Source organism: Thauera sp. 27 (genome assembly GCF_000310125.2).
Taxonomy (GTDB): domain Bacteria; phylum Pseudomonadota; class Gammaproteobacteria; order Burkholderiales; family Rhodocyclaceae; genus Thauera; species Thauera mechernichensis.
Genome location: NZ_AMXB01000016.1, coordinates 55,139 through 76,494 on the forward strand (window position 1 = coordinate 55,139; position 21,356 = coordinate 76,494).

At 66.5% G+C, this 21,356-nt stretch carries 23 protein-coding genes and 2 tRNA genes; 10 read left to right on the forward strand and 15 right to left on the reverse strand.

Annotated features, from left to right (window positions below; translation table 11 throughout):
* The first annotated feature begins 16 nt into the window (after nucleotides 1-16).
* From B447_RS10585 to B447_RS10615, 7 genes are all read left to right on the forward strand, one after another.
* Entirely contained in the window at nucleotides 17-589 is a 573-nt protein-coding gene (locus B447_RS10585) for a hemerythrin domain-containing protein (protein WP_002939601.1), read from the forward strand.
* 38 nt (nucleotides 590-627) lie between these two features.
* Entirely contained in the window at nucleotides 628-1,071 is a 444-nt protein-coding gene (locus B447_RS10590) for a bacteriohemerythrin (RefSeq protein ID WP_002929859.1), read from the forward strand.
* 120 nt (nucleotides 1,072-1,191) lie between these two features.
* Nucleotides 1,192-1,347 carry a hypothetical protein gene (locus B447_RS22540; RefSeq protein ID WP_002939606.1) on the forward strand — a complete coding sequence of 52 codons (156 nt, stop codon included), beginning with the start codon at nucleotides 1,192-1,194 and terminating at the stop codon, nucleotides 1,345-1,347.
* Nucleotides 1,348-1,369: 22 nt separating this feature from the next.
* The gene (locus tag B447_RS10600) at nucleotides 1,370-1,516 is read left to right on the forward strand and encodes a hypothetical protein (RefSeq protein WP_157384661.1); all 147 of its coding nucleotides are present in this window, start codon (nucleotides 1,370-1,372) and stop codon (nucleotides 1,514-1,516) included.
* Nucleotides 1,517-1,626: 110 nt separating this feature from the next.
* Nucleotides 1,627-1,701, forward strand: a tRNA-Val gene (locus B447_RS10605).
* 44 nt (nucleotides 1,702-1,745) lie between these two features.
* Nucleotides 1,746-1,820 (forward strand) — tRNA-Val (locus B447_RS10610).
* Between the two features lie 199 nt (nucleotides 1,821-2,019).
* The gene (locus B447_RS10615) at nucleotides 2,020-3,825 is read left to right on the forward strand and encodes a M61 family metallopeptidase (protein ID WP_051018807.1); all 1,806 of its coding nucleotides are present in this window, start codon (nucleotides 2,020-2,022) and stop codon (nucleotides 3,823-3,825) included.
* A 33-nt stretch (nucleotides 3,826-3,858) separates the two neighbouring features.
* Here B447_RS10615 and B447_RS10620 read toward each other — a convergent pair whose 3' ends face one another.
* From B447_RS10620 to B447_RS10645, 6 genes are all read right to left on the reverse strand, one after another.
* Nucleotides 3,859-5,286: an MATE family efflux transporter gene (locus B447_RS10620; protein WP_002939619.1), complete on the reverse strand. Its 1,428-nt coding sequence runs from the start codon at nucleotides 5,284-5,286 to the stop codon at nucleotides 3,859-3,861.
* Nucleotides 5,283-5,888 (reverse strand): hypothetical protein, encoded by a 606-nt coding sequence (locus tag B447_RS10625; protein WP_232431610.1) that lies wholly within the window; start codon nucleotides 5,886-5,888, stop codon nucleotides 5,283-5,285. Before B447_RS10625 ends, B447_RS10620 begins: the two co-directional genes overlap by 4 nt.
* Nucleotides 5,889-6,043: 155 nt before the next feature.
* The gene (locus tag B447_RS10630) at nucleotides 6,044-7,501 is read right to left on the reverse strand and encodes a Y-family DNA polymerase (RefSeq protein WP_002939622.1); all 1,458 of its coding nucleotides are present in this window, start codon (nucleotides 7,499-7,501) and stop codon (nucleotides 6,044-6,046) included.
* An 18-nt stretch (nucleotides 7,502-7,519) separates the two neighbouring features.
* On the reverse strand, nucleotides 7,520-8,170 hold the full coding sequence (imuA, locus tag B447_RS10635; protein ID WP_002939623.1) for a translesion DNA synthesis-associated protein ImuA: 651 nt from the start codon (nucleotides 8,168-8,170) through the stop codon (nucleotides 7,520-7,522).
* Nucleotides 8,171-8,227: 57 nt separating this feature from the next.
* Complete coding sequence (lexA, locus tag B447_RS10640; RefSeq protein ID WP_198291779.1) at nucleotides 8,228-8,836, reverse strand: transcriptional repressor LexA; 609 nt, start codon at nucleotides 8,834-8,836, stop codon at nucleotides 8,228-8,230.
* A 108-nt stretch (nucleotides 8,837-8,944) separates the two neighbouring features.
* Complete coding sequence (locus tag B447_RS10645) at nucleotides 8,945-10,006, reverse strand: zinc-dependent alcohol dehydrogenase family protein (RefSeq protein ID WP_232431611.1); 1,062 nt, start codon at nucleotides 10,004-10,006, stop codon at nucleotides 8,945-8,947.
* A 249-nt stretch (nucleotides 10,007-10,255) separates the two neighbouring features.
* Between B447_RS10645 and B447_RS10650 the strand changes: the two genes are divergently transcribed.
* From B447_RS10650 to B447_RS10660, 3 genes are all read left to right on the forward strand, one after another.
* A complete protein-coding gene (locus B447_RS10650; protein WP_002929883.1) occupies nucleotides 10,256-10,738 on the forward strand; it encodes a peroxiredoxin in 483 nt (160 codons plus the stop codon).
* Nucleotides 10,728-11,213: an FKBP-type peptidyl-prolyl cis-trans isomerase gene (locus B447_RS10655; protein ID WP_002929884.1), complete on the forward strand. Its 486-nt coding sequence runs from the start codon at nucleotides 10,728-10,730 to the stop codon at nucleotides 11,211-11,213. The genes B447_RS10650 and B447_RS10655 overlap by 11 nt, the downstream gene beginning before the upstream one ends.
* A 61-nt stretch (nucleotides 11,214-11,274) precedes the next feature.
* A complete protein-coding gene (locus B447_RS10660) occupies nucleotides 11,275-13,338 on the forward strand; it encodes an ABC transporter ATP-binding protein (protein ID WP_002939624.1) in 2,064 nt (687 codons plus the stop codon).
* Here the strand turns inward: B447_RS10660 and B447_RS10665 are convergent, their stop codons facing one another.
* From B447_RS10665 to B447_RS23040, 9 genes are all read right to left on the reverse strand, one after another.
* The gene (locus B447_RS10665; RefSeq protein WP_002939631.1) at nucleotides 13,339-14,637 is read right to left on the reverse strand and encodes a transglycosylase SLT domain-containing protein; all 1,299 of its coding nucleotides are present in this window, start codon (nucleotides 14,635-14,637) and stop codon (nucleotides 13,339-13,341) included.
* Nucleotides 14,638-14,713: 76 nt separating this feature from the next.
* A complete protein-coding gene (gene gloB, locus B447_RS10670) occupies nucleotides 14,714-15,487 on the reverse strand; it encodes a hydroxyacylglutathione hydrolase (RefSeq protein ID WP_002939635.1) in 774 nt (257 codons plus the stop codon).
* Between the two features lie 562 nt (nucleotides 15,488-16,049).
* The gene (locus B447_RS10675; RefSeq protein ID WP_157384662.1) at nucleotides 16,050-16,868 is read right to left on the reverse strand and encodes a tyrosine-type recombinase/integrase; all 819 of its coding nucleotides are present in this window, start codon (nucleotides 16,866-16,868) and stop codon (nucleotides 16,050-16,052) included.
* Nucleotides 16,869-16,977: 109 nt separating this feature from the next.
* Nucleotides 16,978-17,166, reverse strand: coding sequence for a DUF4224 domain-containing protein (locus B447_RS21805; protein ID WP_002939640.1), 189 nt, complete (start codon nucleotides 17,164-17,166; stop codon nucleotides 16,978-16,980).
* Nucleotides 17,163-17,690: a hypothetical protein gene (locus tag B447_RS10680; protein WP_002939642.1), complete on the reverse strand. Its 528-nt coding sequence runs from the start codon at nucleotides 17,688-17,690 to the stop codon at nucleotides 17,163-17,165. The genes B447_RS21805 and B447_RS10680 overlap by 4 nt, the downstream gene beginning before the upstream one ends.
* Nucleotides 17,691-17,880: 190 nt before the next feature.
* Nucleotides 17,881-19,107 (reverse strand): hypothetical protein, encoded by a 1,227-nt coding sequence (locus tag B447_RS10690; protein ID WP_002939644.1) that lies wholly within the window; start codon nucleotides 19,105-19,107, stop codon nucleotides 17,881-17,883.
* A complete protein-coding gene (locus tag B447_RS10695; RefSeq protein WP_002939646.1) occupies nucleotides 19,104-19,361 on the reverse strand; it encodes a helix-turn-helix domain-containing protein in 258 nt (85 codons plus the stop codon). The genes B447_RS10690 and B447_RS10695 overlap by 4 nt, the downstream gene beginning before the upstream one ends.
* On the reverse strand, nucleotides 19,358-20,680 hold the full coding sequence (locus B447_RS10700) for a hypothetical protein (RefSeq protein WP_002939649.1): 1,323 nt from the start codon (nucleotides 20,678-20,680) through the stop codon (nucleotides 19,358-19,360). Before B447_RS10700 ends, B447_RS10695 begins: the two co-directional genes overlap by 4 nt.
* Nucleotides 20,670-21,356, reverse strand: coding sequence for an HNH endonuclease signature motif containing protein (locus B447_RS23040; RefSeq protein ID WP_083491437.1), 687 nt, complete (start codon nucleotides 21,354-21,356; stop codon nucleotides 20,670-20,672). The genes B447_RS10700 and B447_RS23040 overlap by 11 nt, the downstream gene beginning before the upstream one ends.

A 21,356-nucleotide genomic window follows, 5' to 3' on the forward strand; every position in this document is an offset into this window, starting at 1 on the left:
GCAGGAGAGATACGCCATGACCATCAAGTCACTCGACATCATCCACGACGAGCACCGCGCGCTCGCCGCCATGCTCAGCGGTCTGCGATCGATCGCCTCTGGCATCGAAGCCGGGCGCCTGAAGCCAGACTACGACCTGCTCGAGTCGATGATCGAGTACATCGACAAGGTGCCGGAGAAGGTGCACCACCCGAAAGAGGACCAGTACCTCTTCGCCAAGCTGCGCCAGCGCTGCGCCGAGGCACTGCCGGTGATCGAGCGTCTGGAGACCGAGCATCGCCAGGGCGACGCGCGCATGGCCACCTTGCGCGACGCGCTCGCCAGCTATCGCCAGCAGGGCGAGGCCGGCTTCCAGGGCTACCACGAGGCGCTCAAGACCTACATCGAGCAGGAATGGAAGCACATGAACACCGAAGAGCGCGAGGTGTTCCCCCTTGCCAAGGCGCATCTGACCGCGGAGGATTGGGCCGAGATCGACGCCGCCTTCCTCAGTAACCAGAACCCCTGGGAAGGTGCAGCCGGCGAATACCGGGCGTTGTTCTCGAAGATCGTCAACATCGCGCCCGCACCCGTCGGACTCGGCGGCTGAGCCCCCGCGGGCGGCGCCAACTCTGGAGCATCATGGGCATGACCGAACACGCAGGATTCGACTGGGACGACCGTTACTTGCTGGGCTACAACGCGATGGATGACACCCATCGCGAGTTCGTCAGCCTGGTCGATGCCTTGCTGACCGTCGAGGATGCGCAGCTCGCGGCTGCGCTCGACGCCTTTGCAGCCCATGCCGAGGCCCACTTCGAGCAAGAGAACCGTTGGATGGACGTCGATGGTTTCCCGGCGCGCGACTGCCATGTCGATGAGCACGCCAAGGTGCTCGCTTCGGTACGCGAAGTGCAGCAATTGCTCGCTGAGGGCAAGGTCGAGGTAGTCCGTGAGCTCGCGGTCGCGCTCAAGGACTGGTTCCCGGGGCATGCCGATTACATGGATTCTGCGCTCGCGCTGTGGATGGTGAAGCGCTCGCACGGCGGTGCGCCGCTGGTCTTCCGACGCGAGAGCGCAAAGAGCAGCTGAGCACTTCATACAGTCATCTCCCTCCCCGGAATCACGTTTTTGTCGTGGTTGCTTCCGGCGTCCCCGCCTGGTGGGGCGTCGGGAGGATTTCGGGTTTGGCCCGCCTCGGCGGGCCATTTTTTGGTCGGGCTGCAGCCGGCCCAGACTACCCGCATCCGCGAGATCCGCTCGGCCTACTTCCATCCCGAGCGTCCGCCGGCGGTGACCCTGCTCGGCATCGAGCGTCTCGCCTTCGAAGGTCTGGTGGTCGAGGTGGATGTCGTCGCCGCGCGCTGAAAGCGCACTCCCGGCCCCGGTCTTGCCGCGCCAGCGAGTGTGGGCATGGCCTGGAGCCGCCCATCCTGAGGAGGACGCCAGCCATGTTTCCGTGCTGGGTGCGCGGGTCGTCGGCTTCGTTGTCTCGTGGCTGATGGAGCGGCAGGACTTCGTGGCGCTGGCCAAGTGAGTGGGGCTGCTGCACTTTCACCGGCCTGTGGCGCTGATGCGCCCTAAAACGCTCACCCTGACGCTTGACGCCCTCCTAACCGCCTTCTAGAATGCGGCCTCTTTGCATGGGGGCGGTTAGCTCAGCGGTAGAGCACTGCCTTCACACGGCAGGGGTCACTGGTTCGATCCCAGTACCGCCCACCACGACTGCGGTCGTGGCCCCCGGCAAGACCGATCACGCAGCGATCGGGCGGTTAGCTCAGCGGTAGAGCACTGCCTTCACACGGCAGGGGTCACTGGTTCGATCCCAGTACCGCCCACCAGCACACCACGACAAAGCCGGCGCCCTTCGCGCCGGCTTTGTCGTTCACCGCCCTGCATCGATCGCATGCGCCAGCGAGGGGCTTCCTGCCGGCGCAGGGCGCGCCATCGCGAGTGGAGCCGCAGGACCGGGCGGGGGTATGCTTCGCAACGCTCGCATTTTTCTGCCTCCCACTTCTTCGCCTGCGGAGCACCACGCGCATGCCAACCCCTCATCCTGCGGTCGCCTACCGCATTTGCCCGTCAAACCCCGGCGCCCATCTGTTTGCGGTGAGCTGCATAGTGGCCGACCCCGACCCGAGCGGGCAGGTGTTCCGCCTGCCGGCGTGGATTCCGGGCAGCTACATGATCCGCGACTTCGCGCGCAATATCGTGCGTCTGCGTGCCGAGAGCGCCGGGCGACCGTGCGCGGTCGAGAAGCTCGACAAGCACAGCTGGCGCGTGTCGCGCCCGGTCGCCGGTGAGCCGTTGGTGCTGCACTACGAGGTCTATGCCTGGGATCTGTCGGTACGTTCCGCCCATCTCGACCGTACGCATGGTTTCTTCAATGGCACCAGCGTGTTCCTCGCCGTCGAGGGGCGTACCGACATGCCCTGCGCAGTCACCATCGAGCGCCCGGAAGGCGCCGAATTCGCCGACTGGCGGGTGATCACCAGCCTGCCGCCGGCAGATGGACGCCCGGGCGGAGAGGGCAGCGGCCGCTTCGGGCGCTACCTTGCCGCCGACTACGACGAACTCATCGACCACCCGGTGGAAATGGGTTGCTTCAGCCTGGCCCGCTTCGAGGCCGGGGGTGTCGCCCACGACATTGCGCTGACCGGACGCCACGACTGCGACCTCGAACGCCTGTGCGCCGACCTGGCACGCATCTGCACCTGGCAGATCGATCTGTTCGGTCGCCCGGCGCCAGTGGATTACTACGCCTTCCTGACCATGGTGGTCGGAGATGGCTACGGTGGCCTCGAACATCGTGCCTCGACGGCGCTTCTGTGCGCGCGCGAGGATCTGCCCTGGAAAGGGATGCAGGGCCTGCCCGATGGCTACAAGTCCTTTCTCGGCCTGTGCAGTCACGAGTACTTCCACACCTGGAACGTCAAACGCATCAAGCCCGCCGCCTTTGCCCCCTATGATCTGTCGCGCGAGAACCACACCAGGCTGCTGTGGGCGTTCGAAGGCTTCACGTCCTACTACGACGACCTTGCGCTCGTGCGCAGCGGCGTGATCGATCCGGAGGACTACCTCGGTTTGCTGGGCAAGACGGTGTCGAACGTGATGCGCGGCAGCGGTCGGCTCAAGCAGAGCGTGGCCGAATCATCATTCGATGCGTGGACCAAGTACTACCGCCAGGACGAGAACGCGCCCAACGCCATCGTCAGCTACTACACCAAGGGCGCCCTGATCGCGCTCGCGCTTGATCTGCAGCTGCGCGCCGGCAGTGCGGGCGAACGCAGCCTGGACGATGTGATGCGCCGCCTGTGGGTCGAGCATGGCCAGACCGGTATCGGCGTCGCCGAGGACGGTATTTACCAGGCGGTGCGCGAGGTGGGCGGTGCCGGCCTGGGTGCGCGCCTGGCGCGCTGGCTTGAGCATACGGTCGAGGGTACGGAGGATCTGGCGCTGCAACGCCTGCTCAAGGGGTTCGGGGTGGACCTGGACGCAGAGGCCAGCATCCAGGCCCCCAGCCTGGGCATCAAGCTGGCCGCGGGTGAGGGCGAGGTGCGCGTCGCCAATGTGTTCGATGGCGGCGCGGCCCAGCGTGCCGGCCTGTCGGCGGGCGACGTGCTGATCGCGCTCGATGGTCTCAGGCTGAGCCCCAAGGGCCTGGAGGCGCAACTCAAGCGCAGGCAGGTGGGCGATCGGGTGGAGCTGCACGCCTTCCGTCGTGATGAGCTGATGCGCTTCAGCGTGGAGCTCGACCCGCCGGCAGTTGACAGGTACGTGCTCAGGTTCGCACCGCGCAGTGGCGAGCGCGCACGGCGCTTGCGCAAGGGCTGGCTGGGGCGCTGAGCGCGGCCGACTGGGGGCTGGCGCCGCGGGTGCTCAGCGCCCGGGGTCGAGTTCGCGATGGCGGCGCAGCACGCTGCGCAGCAGCAGGCCGAACAGGACGGAAGCCAGGACCGTCGCCGCCACGCTGGCTTCCCAGAACCCGGCTACCGAGGGCTGCTCGGTGCGTGCGCCGACGTGGTAGGTCAGCCAGTAGCCGCCTGCCAGGCCGATGCCCCAGAAGCACACGGTGTGCAGCAGCATCGGCAGAAGGGTGATCTTGAAGCCGCGCAGTGCGTGGGCGGCGACGGTCTGAATGGCATCGCTGAGCTGGTAGATGCAGATGTAGAAGATGAGCCCGAGCGCAACCGCTCGAACCGCCGGATCGCTGGTGGAGAGGGCAATCACCGGCCCGCGCACCAGCCACAGCGCAATACCGATGGTGACGGCAAATGCGCAGGTGAGCCACAGGCTGACTCTCACCGTGGCACGTGCGCGCGCCCAGTCGCGCGCACCGGCTGCCTGGCCCACCAGCACCAGGGTGGCGATCGACATCGCCAGCGGAAGCATATAGACGAGGGCGGCGAGGTTGGCGACGACGCGGTGGCCCGCCACTGCATCGGCGCCGATGCGGGCGACGAAGAGCGCGATCAGGGTGAATGAGGTGATCTCGATGAAGGTCGACAGCCCCATCGGTACGCCCAGCCTGAGCAGGCTGCCGATTGCGCGTGCACGTGGCGGTTGCCAGCGCTCGAAGATGCGGTAGCGCCGGTAAACCGGCGTTCGCCACAGGTAGGCGAGTGCGCAGGCGAAGCCGAGCCAGCTTACGAGTGCGGTCGAGATGCCGCAGCCCAGGGCGCCGAGTGCGGGCAGTGGCCCGAGGCCATGGGTGAGGAACCACGCCAGCGGGATGTGCGTGCTGGTGGCGATGAAGCTGATCGCCATCAGCACACGTGGCCGGCCGAGGGCGTTGATGAAGGCGTAGAAGGTGCGGTGCAGCAGCACCGCAGGCAGTCCGAAGGCGGTAGCCAGCATGTAGCTGCTCGCCGTGGCGGCAACGTCCGCAGGTACGCCCACGCGCGCGAGCAATGCCTCGGGGTGGGCGAGCAGCAAGGTTCCGGGTACGGCCAGCATCAGGGCCAGCCAGAAGCCCTGGTGCAGGGCGGGGCCGATCTCGTCATGACGGTCGGCGCCGACATGGTGTGCGACCGTGGGCGCCACCGATTGCAGGATGCCGACCAGCAGCATCACCACCGAGATGTATAGCCCGCTACCGACTGCGACGGCGGCCAGGTCCTTGGTGCTGTAGTGGCCGGCGATGAGGGTGTCGGCCACCATCATGCTCATCGACAGCAGTTGCGCGACCAGCACGGGCCAGGCGTGGTGCAGCAGCTGTCTGCCGATGGCGAGCGCCCCCGGTACGCTCGGGGCAACCGGCGAAGGCTGCGCCGAAGGGGCTTTGGATGTGGCGCCGGCTACGGTCAATCTTCGGACGCCGCGTTGGGGATCAGGCGCGGACGCCAGTAGCGCCAGGCGAGAAACGCGAACAAGGCGCCCATGATCAGCCAGAAACCGACGCCTTGCCAGAATGCGATCGGATCGGTGGCGAGCAGGTAGTCGCGTGGTGGGCGGACGAAGTGGATGCGGCCACGCAGCACGGCCTGGATGGCCATCGCCGCTGCAGTGGCGGCGGGAGCGAACCACACGAACAACCCGGCGCCGACGATGAAGCGGTCGAGTGCGGGCGAGGGATGGCGACGCGGCTGGTAGACGCTATCGACGCCGAACCAGACGGCAAGCAGGAAGCCGATGGCGGCAGCGAGCGGTCCGAGGGCCATGGCAGCGCCGAGCAGGGTGGTCGCAGCCATGAAGGTGGGCCCTTCGAGTGTGGCGATTTCGGGCCACAAGCGATCGAGCTCGGAAAAGATCAGCCACGATGCGGGCAGAGCGACCAGGCAAAGGAGCAGGCAGAACAGCGCACGTCTGCGGCTGCGATCGCCTGCCAGCACAGCATCCTGCGCATGATCGGTGGCTCGTGAAGAGGAGGGGGCGGTCGGGGTAGGGCTCGGCTGTTGGGGCTGGGGCATCGTCGGTTGTCGGTTTGTGCTTGCAGGATCCTGGATTGCAGTCGGAAGCACAGAAGATACTGGGTGGAGGGTAAAAAGGGGGAGGGGGCAAAGTGTACTACGCCCGTCCCCGCCACTTGCTATCTCCTGCATGACATCGCCCGTTGTCGCGTTGCTCAGGCGAAATAACCATGCAGGAACCAGCGCCCGGGCGGGTCGAGCGCCTGGAAAATCCAGCACAGGGCTTGGCCCGTGTTGTTTGCGAGGTAGTAGTCGCGGTGCACCGGATGGTCGTCCCACCAGCCGCACTCGATGCGCTCGGCCTCGCTCAGCAGGACGTAGTCTGCGCGCTCGATGGGCTTTGGCTCCGGCAGCAGCCACAGCGGACGGACGTGCAGCCCCTTGTGTTCGCGTGCGAGGGGGGTCGCGTGTGCGCTGCAGGTGTGTTGTGCGGGACTGCCGGCGCAGCTTGCATCGCCCTGGCGCCAGGCCGACTCCGGACGGTGGTCGGGCTGGGAGGCAAGCAGGTGGACGCTGGACTGGCCGAGACGGGCGCGCAGGCGGTCGAGCAGCAGGACGGCCTGCTCGCGCAGGGTGCCGACGTCATCGAACAGCACGCCTGTGCGCGCAATGGCGGCCAGCGGACGATCGGCAATCAGCCTGAGGGCGCCGACGTCCGCCTCGAGTACCAGGCGGGCCAGTTGCTCACGCAGGATCGTCAGCAGGCCAGCGGTATCCCTGCAGGGCTGGCCGAGCACCAGTTCGAGCCTGCTGTGGGGGCGATGTGCATGCTCGAGGATCAGCTGGCAATGGTCGATGGCGGCGTGTCGCGCCTGCAGCCAGCCTTCCAGGCTGGCAAGCAGTCGGCGGGCGGCGAACAGCAAGGCCTCGCTGTGATGGGTGGGTGCCGGCAACTCGAGACCGTGGCTGAACGTATCTGCCGCTTCGAACCAGGGACGCGGGTCGGGCATCTCGCCGCGTGCGCGCGCCAGACAGTGGCGCACTGCCTGGGCGCCGCGGCGCGCCAGCCCGGCTGCAGGCAGGTCGCGGGCCTCGCCGAGGCTGTGCAGGCCAAGGCCGGCGAGCAGGGCCCGGGTGTCGGCGTCGCAAGCGGCTTCGTCCTCGAGAACGGACAGTGGCAGCTGGTCGATGGCCTGCAGCCAGTCCTCACCAGCGGGGCGCCCGCAGCGGGCGAACCAGCGTGCGGCCAGGGGGGTGGGGGCAAGGCCGATGCGTGCATGAAAGCCGAGTGCGGCGAGGCCGCTGGCAACCTGGGTGGTGATGTCATGAGCGCTGCCGAACAAGCGCAGGCAGCTGGCGATCTCGAGCAGTACCGCATCCGGAGAGGACAGGCTTACGCGTGGGGTGAAACGTCCTGCCCAGCTTGCGATCTCGTTCAGCGCCTCGGCTTCGCGTCGTGGCACGCGTGCATGCAGGCGGAGCTCGGGCAACAGTGCGCTTGCGCTTGTTGCGTGCTGCCCGGGACGGATGCCGGCTGCCTGCGCGGATGCGCTGGCGGCGATCAGCGGCGCGCCAGGCTTGTCGGCGGTGATGGCGATGGCCGGTACGTCGCGCAGGCCACGGGTGAAGACCTGGAGCGGCAGGTCGGGCAGCAGGATGGCGAGCCAGAGCATGGCGAAAGGCGGAGCCCGTCAGCGGATCGGCAGCAGGAGCGGGCGTGCCAAGGGCGGGCCGCGACGCTTGAGGATATCGACCCGGAGCTGGCCGGCCGCGGGTGTCAGGCACAGGCGCAGCGCCGCAGGCGAGGACTGGCGGGCGGCAGCGAGGGGACGGAACAGGAACAATGGTGTGGCGCCTGCCTCGGCCGCCAGTTGCAGTCGGCGCAGCGCCGTGTTGTCCGGCATGTGCAGCCAGGCGAGCACGGCTGCACAGCTGCCGGAGGCTGCTGCCTGGCGTGCAGCCCATACGGCATCTCTGGCTTGAGGCGGGCGAACCAGCAACAGCCGCGAGAGGGCGACGCCAGCGTCGGCGAGGGCGGGTGCATAGGGTAGCAAGGGCGGGGAGACCAGGGTGATCCAGCGCTCGGCAGGGGCGCCGCCGAGCAGCGGCAGCAGCAGGGATAACTCGCCCACGCCGGGCTGGTCGAGCAGCAGTTCGATCAGCGCGCCAGCCGGCCAGCCACCCCCGGGCAGTTCACGATCGAGCGCGGCGAAACCGCTCGGATGGCAGGTGTCTGCATGGTCGGCAATCCGGCTGGCCTGCCAGACGCTGCCGGCGGGCAGGGCGTCGAGTACGGCCGCCAGCGGCGCAGCAGAGGGGGCGTGGCGCAGGGATGCAGCCATTGGGAGCGATGCGGGCAGGACGGCACGATGAGACTAAAGCCGCTGGGTGACGGGGGCTCAGTGATCCTTGCGGATCAGGCCGACCATGACCCCTTCGATGACGAGTTCGTCGCGCCGGGTGTCCACCACGATGGGTGTGTAATCCGGGTTGGCGGGCAGCAACTCGACCACTGCGCCCTTGCGCTGCAGGGTCTTGACGGTGACGTCATCCTCGACGCGGGCAACGACGATCTGTCCGTTGCGGGCCTCGCTGCTGCGGTGAACGGCGATCAGGTCGCCGTCGAGGATGCCGGCATCACGCATGCTCATGCCACGCACCCTCAGCAGGTAGTCGGCCTTGGGCGAGAACAGGGAGGCGTCGAGCTGATAGCGGGCCTCGACATGCTCGGCGGCAAGGATGGGGCTGCCTGCAGCCACTCGTCCGACCAGTGGCAGGCCGAGTGCTTCGGCCAGGCGGATGCCGCGGGCGCGACCTTCCTCGAGCAGGATTGCGCCTTTGGCGGCCAGTGCGCGCAGGTGGGTTTCGGCCGCGTTGGGCGAGCGAAAGCCGAACGCGGTGCAGACTTCGGCGCGGGTGGGCGGGCGGCCTTCGGACTCGACGGTGCTGCGGATGAAGTCGAGGATTTCCTGCTGGCGTGCGGTAAGGGTTTCGTTGCGGGCAGACATGTCGGCCTCCATGAGCTGGCTGTAATTTTAAACAGTTGTGTGCCAATGGCAAGCATCACGGTCAACCGTGCGCCGACCCGCATCAATCCTGCGGTGTGCGATGTGCGCTCAGGGCACGAGCACGGCTGCGCCCTGAAGCTCGCCACGCCTGAGCCGTTCGAGCGCCAGGTTGGCATCTTCGAGTGCAAAACGGGTGATCTCGGTACGGACAGGTACGCGCGGGGCAAGCGCCAGGAAGGCGTCGCCATCGCTGCGGGTGAGGTTGGCTACCGACACGATGCGGCGCTCGCCCCACAGGATGTCGTAGGGAAAGGACGGAATGTCGCTCATGTGGATGCCCGCGCACACCACCGTGCCGCCCTTGGCCAGCGCACGCAGGGCGGCGGGTACGAGCTCGCCCGCAGGGGCAAAGATCAGCGCTGCATCGAGAGGGTGGGGCGGCTTGTCGGTAGCGCTACCGGCCCATGTCGCGCCGAGATGGTGCGCGAAGGCCTGGCTGGCGGTGTCGCCGACGCGCGTGAAGGCATACACCTCGCGGCCCTGCCAGCGTGCCACCTGGGCGATGATGTGGGCGGCTGCACCGAAGCCGTACAACCCAATGCGCTGCGCTGCGCCGGCCAGGCCCAGCGCGCGGTAACCGATCAGGCCCGCGCACAGCAGCGGCGCGGCTTCGGCGGCATCGAGCGCATCGTCCAGCGCAAAGCAGTAGCGGGCGTCGGCCACGGTGTATTCGGCATAGCCGCCCTGGATCTGATAGCCGGTGAAACGCGCTTCGTCGCACAGGTTCTCGCGTGCGCTGGTGCAGAAATCGCACCGGCCGCAAGTCCAACCCAGCCAGGGGACGCCGATGCGCTGGCCGGGTGCCAAGCCGCTCACCCCCGTGCCGAGGGCGGCGACTCGTCCGACGATCTCGTGTCCGGGGATCATCGGCAGCAGCGGGTCGGGTAGTTCTCCGTCGACCAGGTGCAGGTCGGTGCGGCAGACTCCGCAGGCTTCGACCCGCAGCAGAACCTGCCCGTGTCCAGGTCGGGGCAGAGCGAGCGCCCGAGCGCGCAGAGGTTCGCCACTGCGCTCGAGCACCATGGCCCGCATGGTTGCGGGCAAGGCGACGAGAGGGCGTGGCGGTGGAGCCTCGGGGGCTGGGTTCTCGGGGTATGTGAATTCGGGCATGGGCCCCCTCTGTAGCCGTGCGGCAGATGATCGATTGCCGGCCCCGCGCCCATGCAATGATGCGCTGCGTCTTGAGCCCGGGCCGGATCTGGGCTATTGCTTCTCCATGGTGTCGGCAGGCGGCACCCCGAAGCGCGACAACAAGCCAGGGAGGAGCTCTCAGTGCTGAACCAATCGCAAGTCAACCTCCACGCCGGTAGTGCTGGCCGGGTGTCTCGGCTAGAATCCCCTCCACATCAGGGAGAACACATGCTGCAGAGCGGAGACATCGCCCCCGCGTTTTCACTGCCGGATGCCGACATGGAAATTTTCGACCTCGCGTCGCAGGTCGGCAAGCAGAATGTGGTGCTCTATTTCTATCCCCGTGACAACACGCCGGGTTGCACGCTCCAGGCCGCCGATTTCAGCGACCATGAGGACGAGTTTGCCCGCTACGACTGCATCGTGGTGGGCGTGAGCCCCGACGATTGTCTGACGCATGCCGAGTTCCGCGACAAGGAAGGCCTGTCGATTCGCCTGTTGTCGGATACGGACACCGAGGCTTGCCGGCTCTACAAGGTCTGGCAGGAGCGGGAAGTCGACGGAGTCAGGAAGATGGGTGTGCGGCGGTCGACCTTCATCATCGACAAGGCAGGCAGGGTCCGCCACGCACTCTACGATGTGATGCCTCGCGGCCATGCCGCCGCGGTTTTTGAATTGGTCAAGGAACTGGAATCCCGCAATGCAAAATGAGATCGTCAAGAACAGCGTCGTGACGCTGCAGTACACCGTGCGCGACCCGGACGGCGCCGTCATCGACGATGGCCAGCACCCGCTGGTCTATCTGCATGGCGGCTACGACGGCATCTTCCCGGTGCTCGAAGAGGCCCTGCACGGCAAGAAGGTTGGCGAAAAGCTGCAGGTCAAACTGCAGCCGGAAGACGCTTTCGGCGACTACGACGAAGAGCTGATCCTGGTCGAGGATGCCAAGCTGTTCCCCGATAACATCGAGATCGGCATGAGCTTCGAGCGTGTGTCCGAGGATGGCGAGGAGGACCTCGTCTATCGCATCACCGACATCGCCGACGGCAAGGTGGTGGTCGATGGCAACCATCCGCTCGCTGGGGTTGCACTCGTGTTCGACGTCACGGTGGCCGAAGTCCGCGCCGCAAGCGCGGAGGAGATCAGCCACGGTCACGTGCATGGGGCCGGTGGTCATCACCACTGAGGATCGTGATCAGAGGGCCGCATCAGCGGCCCTTGTTTCGTGAACTGTCCGTAAGGTCTGCATGAGCCTTTCCGTATCCAGCGCCGCCGTCGCAGGCGCGTGCGCCAGCCACGGCGCGCCCCTGCTCGAGGTGACGGACCTGCGCGTGGCGATCGCGCGCGGCGACGACGAGATCCGCCCCGTCGATGGGGTGAGCTTTTCTATCCGCCAGGGTCAGACTTTCGCCCTGCTGGGCGAGTCGGGTTGCGGCAAGTCGATGACCGCACTGGCGCTGGCGCGCCTGTTGCCGGACACCGGGCAGATCTGCGGCGGCAGCGTACATCTCGCAGGCGAGGACGTGCTGGCCTTGCCCGAGGCCGCGATGCGGCGAGTGCGCGGCGGGCGCATCGGCATGATCTTCCAGGAACCGTCGACGAGCCTCAACCCGGTGATGACCGTCGGCGCACAGATCATGGAGGCGCTCGCCCGTCACTGCCCGCCGGGTGTGGTTTTGGCGGACGAGGCTTGCGGCCTGCTCGAGGCAGTCGGCATCCCTGATCCTGCACGCCGCCTCCGCGATTTCCCCTTCCAGTTTTCGGGCGGCATGAAGCAGCGCGTGATGATCGCCATCGCGCTTGCCGGCCGGCCTCAGCTGCTGATTGCCGACGAGCCGACGACGGCGCTGGATGTCACCATCCAGGCCCAGGTGCTCGATCTGCTGGTCGCGATCCAGCGTGCGCGCGGCATGGGCATGCTGCTCATCACTCATGACCTGGGTGTGGTCGCACGCGTGGCCCACACGGTGGGGGTGATGTACGCGGGCGAGATTGTCGAGACCGGCGCGCGCACGGACTTCTTTGCTGCGCCGCTGCATCCGTATTCGCGCAAGTTGTTTGCCGCCTTGCCGGGCGCCGACCGCCGCGGGGCCGCACTGGAGGCGCCCGAGGGCAGCGTGCCCGGGCTGGACAGGGTGTTCCAGGGCTGCCGCTTCGCCGAGCGTTGCCCGATGGCCTTCGATCGCTGCGACGAGGAGGCGCCGGGTTGGCACAGGCTCGGCGAGCAGGCGGTGCGCTGCCACCTGTACGAGGACGTCAGCGTGCCGCGGCCGTTCGTGCCCGCACAGGCGTTGACCGCGGTCGCCGAGGGCGCGCGCAGCCGGCAGCCGGTGCTGGAGATTCGCGATCTCTCGGTCCATTTCCCCGTGCGCAAGGGGGTGCTCAAGCGCAAGGTCGCCGAACTGAAGGCCGTCGATGGTCTGAGCTTGCGCCTGTATGCCGGCCGTACGCTTGCCCTCGTCGGCGAGTCTGGCTGCGGCAAGACGACCGTCGGCAAGGCCGCCCTGCGGCTGGTCGAGGCCACAGCCGGCGAGTTCCTGCTCGATGGCGAGAACATTACCGCCTTGCCGGAGCAGGCCTTGCACCCTTTGCGCCGCGCAGTGCAGATGGTATTCCAGGACCCCTTTGCCTCTCTCAATCCGCGCATGCGGGTCGGTGACATCATCGAGGAAGGCATGAATGCGCTCGCGCTCGGTGGCGACCCGCGCCAGCGCCGGAAACAGGTGGATGGCCTGCTCGAACGCGTTGGCCTGGATCCCGACATGCGCTGGCGCTACCCGCACGAGTTTTCCGGCGGCCAGCGCCAGCGCATTGCGGTGGCACGTGCGCTGGCGGTGGCGCCCAGGGTGCTGATCTGCGATGAGCCGACCAGCGCGCTCGATGTATCGGTGCAGGCACAGTTGCTGAACCTGATGCGTGAGCTGCAGCGTGAGCACGGCCTGGCCTATCTTTTCATCACTCATAACCTGGCGGTGGTGGAGTACCTCGCCGACGAGGTGGCGGTGATGTACCTCGGTCGTATCGTCGAGGAGGGACCGGTCGAACGCGTGCTGTCGGCGCCCACCCATCCTTACACCCGCAGCCTGATGGCCGCGGTTCCACGCATCGATGCCGAAAGCGTGGAAGACAGCGGCGCTGACACTGCAACGGCAGCGCTCGACCTGCCATCCCCGCTTGCGCCGCCGGCAGGCTGTCATTTCCACCCGCGCTGCGCACATGCCACCGATGTCTGCCGGCTGAGCTATCCCCAGGTGACCGAGATGTCGCAGGGCCACCGCGTGCGCTGCCACTGGCCCCGCTTCGGCGCCTGATCAGCGCGTGCGGCTGCCGGAGCGGGGGGTGGTGCTGGCGCGCGGACGGTTCGGAGTGGACTTGAGTTGTGGCTGACCTGCACCGGCAGGTTTGAGCTTCAAGCCCTGGCGGCTGGGGGCGGCATTGGCAAAAGGCAGCAGCGCGCTGACCTCGAGTGCGCCCTCGGGCTCCACCCCGTCGGGTACGAGAAGGGCATGACCCGGACGTGGGGTGGCACCGGCGGCAAGGCCGTTGAGGCGTCGCAGCTGGGCTGGCGTGAGGCCATGCTGGCGTGCGAGCGCATCGATCGACTCCCCCGCGCGCACGGTGTGCATGCGCCAGCCCTTGCCGCTGCGTTCGAGTTCGGCCAGGCCTTCCTCTAGGCGTTCTGCACGGTCGGTGGGGACGATGAAGGTCTGCCCCGGCGTGGTGATCGCCGGGCGATTGAAACCGGGGTTCAGGGCCAGGAACTCGTCCAGTGGCATGTCGGAGAGGCGGGCGGCGGTAGCCAGGTCCACACCGACGGGGGCGTCGACGGTGACGAAGTGGAGCTCGTTGGCAACGTAAGGCAGCTCGAAATGGAACAGCTCGGGCTCGTTGACGATGTTCTTGATCGCCTGCAGCTTCGGGATGTAGTTGCGCGTTTCCTCAGGCATGCGCAGGTGGGTGTACTCGAGGGGAAGACCGTCTTCGGCGTTGCGCTTGAGTGCGCGTTGTACAGAGCCTTCCCCCCAGTTGTACGAGGCCAGGGCGAGGTGCCAGTCGCCGTGCATCTCGTAGATGCGTTGAAGGTAGTCGAGCGCGGCGTTGGTCGATGCGATCACGTCGCGGCGCTCATCGACCCATTGATCCTGGGTGAGGTTGAAGTAACGCCCCGTGGATGGAATGAACTGCCACAGGCCGGAGGCGTGGGCCGATGAGTAGGCCATCGGGTTGAAGCTGCTCTCGACCATAGGCAGCAGGGCGATCTCGGTCGGCATGCCGCGGCGCTCGAGCTCGTCGACGATGTAGTACAGATAGCGCCCGCCGCGGCCGAAGACCTGCTTGAGAAAGCCCGGTCGGTTCAGGTAGAAGGCTTGCTGGTCCATCACCCGAGGGCTGTCCAGGTCCGGCATGCCGAAGCCGCGCCTGATCCTGTCCCAGATGTCATTGGCGTCGCGGGTGAGGTCGAGCGTCAGCACGCGCTCGACCACGATCTCGTCCTCGATCTGAGCCTCAGCTTCGTCCTGGGCGGCGGGAATGGCCTGAACCGGCGCATCCGTGGGCGGGTGCTGCTGTGCCAGGGGGGCTTGGCAGAAGGCCGCAAGCACGGTGGCCATCAGGATGCGGCGGGTTTGCGCGCCGGGGGCTGCAGGGCACAGGCGAGGGGAACGGGGCATGGGCGTGGCCTGCGGCTCAGAAATTGTCCTTCCATGCCCGCAGTGCCGCCAGGCAGGCGGTGCTGTCCACCGGCCGTTGCCCGCTCTGCGCAGTCACGGCATCGATGACCCCGGCGATATGAGGGCGCAGGAAGGGGTTGATGTCGCGCTCGAGGCCGATGGTCGATGGCAGCGTGGGTTCGCCACGCGCCCTGAGCGTCTCGCAGCGTTGCTGGTAGGCGTCCCTGGCTGGGTTGGAAGGCTCTGCCGCACGCGCAAAGGCGAGGTTGGACAAAGTGTATTCGTGCGTGCAATAGACACGAGTGTCTGCGGGGAGGGCGGCAAAGCGGGCCAGCGCTTCGGCAAGCTGCGCCGGCGAACCTTCGAACAGCCGGCCACAGCCCGCTGAGAACAGCGTATCGCCACAGAACAGCAGCCCGGGCGAGGCCTGATCGGCCAGGAATGCGATGTGTCCGGCCGTGTGGGCCGGGACCTCCATGACGCGCAGGCGGATGCCCGGCTGTGCAAGGCGGACAATGTCGCCTTCGCTTACCGGATGGCTCACGCCGTCGATCGCCTCGTTCGCCGGACCATACGTCGGTACCGGCCAACGGCTGAGCAATGCGGCCAGGCCTCCGATGTGATCGGGGTGGTGGTGGGTGATCAGGATCGCGGACAGCGATAGCTGCAGTCGCTCGAGCGCCTCCACGACCGGCTGGGCATCGCCAGGGTCGACCACTACGGCGTGCCGTTCGTCGTGCAACAACCAGATGTAGTTATCGCGAAAGGCTGGAAGAGGGATAATGTTCATCCCTCTACAGGCCTGAAAGCCTTGTCGTTGTGCGGGCATTGTCTAAGAAACCCCAGTCGTGTCTAAAACTCGCTTGCCGTGCTTGTTGACCACTGCATGTGCCAGCTCTCTAAGCATCGGTTCACCCCACACATTCATCGCGAAATTTACCGCCGCGCAGACGATACGGCAGTTGTCCCGGTGATACCCTTTTGCAGGGTCTATACGATCTACGCTCGGTGCGTAAGGCCTCCGATTGTTGATCTTGTTGAGTCGAAACGGCAACCCGGTCACCGCACAACACCAGCCGTTTTGGTCAGCTAGCGCTTCCACATCTTCAGAGGTAATAGTCACCTCTTTCCAACGGAGAGCGCCTCTCTTCCCCTTGGACGCTAGGCCTGCTGCGAGGGTACGCAAGTGCCGGCGTAGGTCACCCTCGTAGGCGGGGTCTTTAAAAAGTGCGGCGAGTTCGACACCTCTTTGCGAGGCGAGGGCACGGTCGCTCCCGAGGTAGTGCCAACGGTTTTTTCGGACGAAGTAAAACGCCCCGTGCTTTTCATACACACAGGGTGGGAGATCGGCATTAACTTTTCGCGGTCGCATCTCTCTTCCTCCGGAACGCAGGCCCTTCGGCCTCGGTAATTCGGCGGTCGCGCAGGTAGCGTTCGGTCATCTTTCGATCAGTGTGACCCAGCAGCTTTTGGGGATCAACACCCTGGGCCTCAGCCTCTGTGCCAGCCATGGCTCGAAGGTCATGGATGACAACGTCGGGGATGCCGGCCGCCTCGCGCGCCTTCTTGTAGGCCTTCCACACGCCGGAGTAGCCAGGTGGGCGCTTGCCGAACAGGAAGAGCCCAGGCACGTTGCCGTGTAGTGCGAGCGCTCTTTCGACGGCAGCCCGTAGGTCTGCGTTCCAGCGAATCAGCACCCGTGCCTTGGTCTTTTCCTGGGCTACATACAAACCTTCCTCACGCAGGTCGCCGCGGGCGATCTTGAGCACGTCGGAGATTCGCTGTCCGGTCAGATAGCATAGGTCCATTATCGCGGCGAGCTTTCGGGACGCCTGGGCCTTGATGCGCTCGAACTCCTCCGGCTCGACGCGACGGTCGCGCTTGGGCTGGCGCACGGTGGGCACACCGACGCACGGGTTGCGCTCGACCAGCCGATCCTCGAGCGCCTCGTGGAACAGCATGCGAAGGACCGAAATGGTCCGGTTGCACACGGTGGCGTGATCAATCAGGTGCCGCCTCAGCGCAACGACATCGGCCGAGGTCACTTGCTCAGGTGCGAACTCTGCGAAGACCTTTTGAAGGTAGCGGGCGGCCTCGGTGTATTTGCGGACGGTGGCCGGTGCCTTGCCGGCGACGATGCGCGGAAGTAGCGTCTCGATCATCTCGGGCATGCCACCGCGCTTCTGCTCGTGGAGGCGAGCGTATTCTTGCATTGCTGCTGAGAACTCGGCGCCCAGCCGCACCCACTTACCCCTCTTTACGTACCAGTAGGCGCCGTGTTTAAGATAAACACAGCTGGGGAGCTCGCGATTTTTCTTTCGTGGGCGCATGGAGATCCGCTTCGAGGACAACCGGCGTCCCGTCCGGGCGGACCCGGAACGGGATCTTGAGGTGCTGGAGGATACGCCGCTGCGCCGACGGGCGCACGCGGCCGGTGAGCTCCTCCAGCTGGGCGGCGCTGAGAATCATGCTGGACTCTCCGTGAGTCCCGCCTTCTCGATTTCGATCTTGATGCAGGTCTCGTCCAGGTAGGCGCGGGCCTCGCGCAGGGTGAGCGAGCCGGCGAGTGTGCGTAGCACAACCGAGCACGAGCGGACGTCGTCGATGTCCTGCTGGGTGATCTCGTCATCGAGCTCGAGCAGCCGCGCAAAGCGGGTGATCGGCTCGGTGTTGATGGTCCATCCCTTGCGCAGCGCCGCGACCTCATGGAAATCAGCAATGCCGCGGATTGCCTGGGCGCTGTTGTGCCAGTCGTTCGTCCCGGGGTCGTAGAGGACCGGCTCGCCGCCGGAATACTCGGCGGTGCCGTCGAGCTCGAGCTTGGCGAGGATGCGATCGAGCGGCGCCCACACGCCGTGGATGTTCCACGGCAGCAGGCGCAAGGGGAGATCACCGCGCTTGCGCGCGGCGCGAGGAGCGCGAGGAGAACGCCGCATCGCTTTTTCGAACTTGCGACGATCGGCGCGCGAGAGTGATACGGGGCTGTCGTTCATGGTTACACCCGATTCCCATCGATCCGCATGACCGCGCCGTCGCTGTGCCAGGCGCACGGGTCATGCATTGGTTTGGGGCCCGTCGGGTGCCGGCAGTGATCGTTCTGCTCGACGATCGGGCCGCAATGCACCGCCGAGCGCTGCAGATGCCCGCAGGCGGCACACGCGGGCGGGGCGGTGTGGTGCTGGATCACGACGGCCTCCATTCCGCGCCGCGCACCGCCTTGCCGACGGGCACGAGCGCGAATACTTCTCCGCGCCCGCTGCCGTTACGCGCGGCGGCCAGGGCTGCGGCTTGGGCGGACTCGGCCCGGCTGAAGGTGCGCAGCGGACGCTTGGGTGCACGCACCAGGTAGCCGGCTGCGGTGTAGCGATCGTCCCCCGACAGGAGCGAGGCACCGCGCATCGCTTCGCGCTGCAGCTCGTCGATCTGCTCCTGCAGTGCCTGGCGCGCGGTGCGCTCTGCGCCGAGCTGATTGCGCAAATCCACGACCACGCCAGCCTGCTTGAACAGCTCGGCGTCCTGCATGTTGATCTTGTGCTGTAGGTCGGCAACTTCTTCGTCCTTCAGGTCGATGGCGTCAAGGATAGGACCGCAACCACCCGTACCTGAATCAACGTCGAGACGATCGCCGATTGCGCCGAGCGCCGAACATGCCGCGGAAAGCGAGTCTGTTCGAGCCTGAAGGTCGGCGAGCGCCATCTGATACGCGCCGGTCAGCGCGGCCGCGGCTGATTGCAGATCTGCGCCATCGTCGAGGTCCTTAAGGCCCTCCAAGCCAGACCCGCGCAGCACGTGCGCGACCCTGGCGAGGCGGTCGGAAAGCTCGCGGTTTGCGAGGGCTAGCAGCGAGGCGTCGGCGGGCGGCATCTCGTCCGCCGCCTCCGGATTGACGTTCTGGGGGACGGTTTCAGGGGAGGCGGGCGGCAGGCGGGTGTAGCCGTAGGGTCCGCCCGTTGAATGGCGCATGCACTGGCCAGCCTTAACCATGGCCCACAGGGCGCTTTCGATCAGTGCTTTGGCGCAGCCCGTGGCAGTGGCGATCGCGCGAGCGTCGATCGGCTCGGCGCCGTAGAGCGGCAGCACGCGGTAGATCTGCGCGGCGCGTGTTCCATGGCGGACGCCCGGCGGGAGCATGACCTCGCTGATGGTCGCCGGCGCGGGGGGCGGCTCGGGCTCATAGTCATCTGCGGCGACGGCGAGCGGAACAGCAAGCCAGTACACGAGCTCCTTCTTCTTGCCGCGCTGCTCGCACTCGACCTGGCCGTCGGTGCGCATAGCGTTGAGCTCCTTGATGACCATCGAAGGGGTATCGCCCTTGCCGATGGCCTTGGCGATCCCGGCGGCCGTGTCTTCACCGGCTGCGAGGTAATCGGCAATCAGGGTACGCAAGGGGGTGTTGTCGCGGGCGTTCACGATGCGGACTCCTCGGCAGCACCCGGGCGAAGGGCTTCAACCTGCTTTGCTGCCTGCGCCTTGGTGCCGTAGGCGATGCGCAGGAGCATTTGCACCGGGCGCGGGATGTTGCGGCCGGACTCGTAGCGGCTGCCTGCGGACTGGCCGATGCCGACGACTGACCAGAACCTTGACTGATTCAGGCCGGTTTTCTGGCGCATGGCGAGGGCTGCTTCGCCGGTGACGGGGGCGAACTTCGGGGGTTTGGTGGTCATGCTGCCTCCAGGGCTTGCTGGTTGGTGTGGGTCGCAATCAGGGTGCCGCGCTCGATCCAGTGGCTTGCGATGTGCGTCGGCAGGGCCTGGGCGGGCGGTGCGGCCTTCAGCGTGGCGAGAACGATCGCCGTATCGATCTGCCCGGCCTCGGCAACGTCGGAGAGCCAGAACAGCGCATCCTCGCGACCGGTCGCGTCGAGCACGTCCAGGCGGTCCAGAACGACGAGCCGCAGGCCGGAAAGCTGGGCGATGGTCACGGCGAGGAGGGCATCGGCGCGCCAGCGCTCGGACTCGGAAAGAAGCCCGTATAGCCGGCTGCCGACGGTGATGACCATGTCGGCCCCGATGCGCGGCGGCTGCCACTGCGCGAGCGCGGCATGCTCGGCCAGGCGCGCGTTCAGCGGATCGAGCGCTTCGGCGATCATTTCGGCCTGAATTCCGTTCGGGCTGAGTGCGTCGGCAATCGCCGACCACTGCTGCACGTCGGCGTGATGCTCAGCCGCGCTGGCGATCTGCTTTGCGCGGCGCTCGGCAGCGCCGGCGGCCTCCAGATACTTCTGGGCGTCGGCCTGCCAGTCCGTGTGGCGCCGGCGGGCATCGGCCAAGCGCGTTTCGATGTCCAAGATCTTCGGCGCCTCGAGCGGCGCAGCTTTCTCGAGCTCGGCGAGTTCTGCGCCTGCAGCTTCAGCCGCGGCGAGATCCCGGCGGGCGTTCGCGGCGCCGGACTCGGCAACCTGCTGCGCGTGGCGCAGCTCGGCCAGGCGCGCTGTGTCGGCGGGCTCGGCGTTCGGGTCTCCGTGCAGCTTGCGGTACTCGACGAGGTGGGCGCGAGCGCGGTTGGTGAGGTTCGCGTCGATTCCGGCCTCGTCCGCGACCTCGACGAATTCGGCGAGGGTCCCAGCCAGACCGCGCGCAAGGTAACTGCCCGGGGCCTTCGGGTCCTCGCTGCCGGCGAGCTGCGCCTTGCAGTGAGTGACATTCTCCTCGGCGGTGGCCAGCCGGCCCTTGATGCGCTCGACCATGCCAGCCTGATCGCGCAGACGTTCGATGCGTGCCGCTCGTTGTTGAGCGGCCTCACGCGTGGCGCGCGCGGCGCCAAGCTCTTGGTGCAATGCGGCGATATGCTCGCCCAGCGCTTTCACCCGGGCCTGCGCATTCTCAGCCAGGGCTGATGGGTTCCCAGAGACAGGTGTAGCGAGCGGGGGCTCCCAGGCCTCGGCTTTCTTGTCGCCGTAGGTTTCGCCGGTGATGGCCTTCCAAAGAATACGGCTTTCCTTGGCCTTGTCTTTCGCATACTCGAATGCGGCGTTAAAACCCATTTCGCACCTCAGTCTTGTTGGCGTTCACTTTCCAGCGGCCCTTTCTTTGACGGTCGTCCACGTTGTCTTGGTTGGTGCCGAGAAAGAGATGAGCCGGATTCACGCACGGGGGGTTATCGCAACGATGGAGAACGTGGAGTCCGTCAGGTATTGGTCCCACATGCAATTCGTAGGAAGCCCGATGGGCTCCGGTCATCGAGGCGTTGTGCCAGAAGATCCCGTATCCCTTACGGTTGCGTTCCGCAGTCCATTCCCAGCACCCGGTCTGAGTATTGGCTCGGTATTTCTCGCTGAAGCGATCCATCTCAGTTTTCGTCCTTCCGGAGCCGAGCGGATCGCCGTGGAGTCGCAGCCGTCTGTAATGGCCTATGCAGTAGCCGGTAGCGCGAGCGGTTTTGTCGCATCCATCAACGGCGCACGGACCGCCGGCAGGAATCGTCACGCGCCGCAGGTCGGTATCGCCGTTCCGTAAATTTCGCAGGTAGTGTTTTCTGCAAAGCCCGTTGGCCTTCACGGGGAGGTCGCAGCCTGCGGCAGAGCAAGTGGCGTTCGCTGGAAGCTTTGCCGGGCGGCGAGGCGACGTGTCCCCGCCTCGAGCGTGTTCGTAGTGGTGCGGCTTGCAGTAGCGCTTTGAATACAGCGCGCGTTTGCAGCCCTCAATTTCGCACGCGCCCAT